Raw genomic sequence first — 2,319 nt, 5'->3', positions numbered from 1 at the left:
GCGGCGAGCTGGTCGAGGCCGACCTGTCGGGGGCGAACTGGGTACTCACCCCGAACACGGAATTCCTGACCGACCCGGCCACCAAGTACCCGGTGTTCGTCGACCCGTCGGTGAAGAAGCACACCCAGAACTGGACGACCGCCTACAGCCGGCACCCCAACGCCACGTTCTACAACGGCAAGGGCTTCAACAAGGGCGGCACGCACGAGGCCCGCGTCGGCTTCGAGTCGGACACCTGGGGCACCTCGCGCTCCTACTTCAACATCGCCTTCGACAAGGACCTCAAGGGCACGAAGATCACGAGTGCGAAGCTGCGCATGCTGGAGACGTACTCCTGGTCGTGCAGCTCCCGTTCGATGAGCGTGCACCTCACGGGCCCGGTCAACGGCAAGACCAACTGGAAGAACGCGCCCAAGCTGAGCGACGGCAACAAGTTCGCGACCAAGAGCTTCGCGCACGGCTACAAGTCCGGCTGCCGGGACGCGTACGAGACCTTCGACGTGCGCCGGGCCGCGCAGAAGCGGGCCGACGAGGGCAAGGACACGATCACGTTCGGTCTGCGGGCGCGGGACGAGCACTCCCAGTACTCGTGGAAGAAATTCCAGGCCAACGGCGACAACGCCCCCGTCCTCGAACTCGTCTACAACCGCAAACCGACCATCGACGCCAAGTCGCTCGACCTGGGCCCGGACGCCAAGTGCACCACCACCGAGCCNNGGCTCGGGCAGCCTGACGTTCACCGCGCGGGGAGCCGACAAGGACAAGAACCTCGACTTCCTCGACTTCGACCTGTGGCCGACCGGCAAGTGGGACTCCACGCATGATCTGCTGGGCTCCACCGGCAAGGTGTCGGTGGGCGGCGACAAGGACGTCGCGCTGCGCACCACCAGCGGCTTCTCCACCAGCAAACTCACCAACGGCACCCTGTACTCCTGGCGGGTGAGGGCCGTGGACGACGCGAACTCCAGCTCCGGTTACGCCCCGGCCAGCACCCCGTGCCGCTTCGTCCTCGACACCACCGCGCCCAAGCCGCCGAAGGTCAGCTCGACCGACTTCCCGAACGCGGACGGCGCCGAGAACGGCTTCGGCAACGACGCCGAGGACGCCAACTGGTCCACGAAGAAGTTCGGCACCCCCGGCTCCTTCACCGTGCGCGCGCTCAACACGGACGTCGTCCGCTACGAGTACGGCTTCAACGCGCCGAGCTACCCGTTCAGCGTGAACCGCACCAGCGGCACGGCCACCACGGTCAGCGCGACCCTCGCGAACGCGAAGCCGCCGACGGCGGGACCCAACGTGCTGTACGTGCGCACGGTGGACGCGGCGGGCAACCCCTCGCAGCCGACGAAGTACTTCTTCTACGTCACCCCGCGCGACCAGGCCGACTCCCCCGGCGACTTCACCGGGGACAAGCTGCCCGACCTGATGGTGGTCTCCGACTCCGGCAACCTGGTGATGTACCCCTCCCAGGCCACCAACGACCTGGTCAAGGGCACCGGCGACCTCGACTACTCGATGTCCGGCGCCTACCGGGCGAACCCCGACAAGGACCCGAACGGCGACGACCTGCCGGCGTTCGNNGGCGGTGACGGCCTCCAGGACCTGGTCGTCCGGCTCGGCGACAAGCTGTGGGTGTACCCGGGCGACGGCTACGGCGCGGTCAACATCGACCGCCGGGTGGAGATCCTGCTCCCGTCCAACGCGCCGAACCCGTCCACCCTGACCCAGATCGTCTCGGCGGGCGACGCCACCGGGGACGGCCGCACCGACTTCTTCGCCACCATGGGCGACGAGCTGTGGGCGTTCACCGGGTACCACGGCGCCACGATCGACCAGGCGATCCGGTTGTCGTCCTCGCCCTGGACCGAGCGGGACATCGTCAGCGTGGCGGACTTCAGCGGCGACGGCGTGACGGACCTGATCTACCGCAGCGACGTCTCCGGCCGCCTGCTGTCCCGCAAGGGCGTCAAGGCGAGCAGCGGTACGGGCACCGACCTGAACTCCCTGGCCGCCGCCGCCAACTCGGCGGACGGCGAGGACGGGATCTACGGTGCCTCCGGCTGGGGCAGCGGCAACATCTATCTGCTGGCCGGCACGCCGGACGCCAACGGCGACGGCATCCCGGACATCTGGACCGTCCACACCAACGGCACCGTCCGCTTCTACACCGGCAGCCGCACGGCGATGTCCGGTTCGGGCACGGAGATCATCGGCTCGGCGAGCTACTGGAAGAACCGGATCGCCATCGGCTGACCGCGGCATGAGGACGAGGGGCCGACCGCGAACGTCCGCGGTCGGCCCCTCGTCCTTCTCGCCCGC

3 pseudogenes are annotated in these 2,319 nt (G+C 68.4%); all 3 read left to right on the top strand.

The annotated features are described in order from the left end of the window. Positions 1-715, top strand: a pseudogene (locus AOK15_RS47730) (DNRLRE domain-containing protein); the annotation flags it as partial. 2 nt (positions 716-717) lie between these two features. Further along, positions 718-1,579, top strand: a pseudogene (locus AOK15_RS47725) (DNRLRE domain-containing protein); the annotation flags it as partial. Between the two features lie 2 nt (positions 1,580-1,581). Beyond that, positions 1,582-2,253: pseudogene (locus AOK15_RS47720) on the top strand (VCBS repeat-containing protein); the annotation flags it as partial. Positions 2,254-2,319 lie beyond the last annotated feature (66 nt).

The organism is Streptomyces ossamyceticus, assembly GCF_001418475.1.
GTDB classification, from domain to species: Bacteria; Actinomycetota; Actinomycetes; order Streptomycetales; family Streptomycetaceae; genus Streptomyces; species Streptomyces ossamyceticus.
This window is presented reverse-complemented; position numbering and strand designations above follow the sequence as displayed.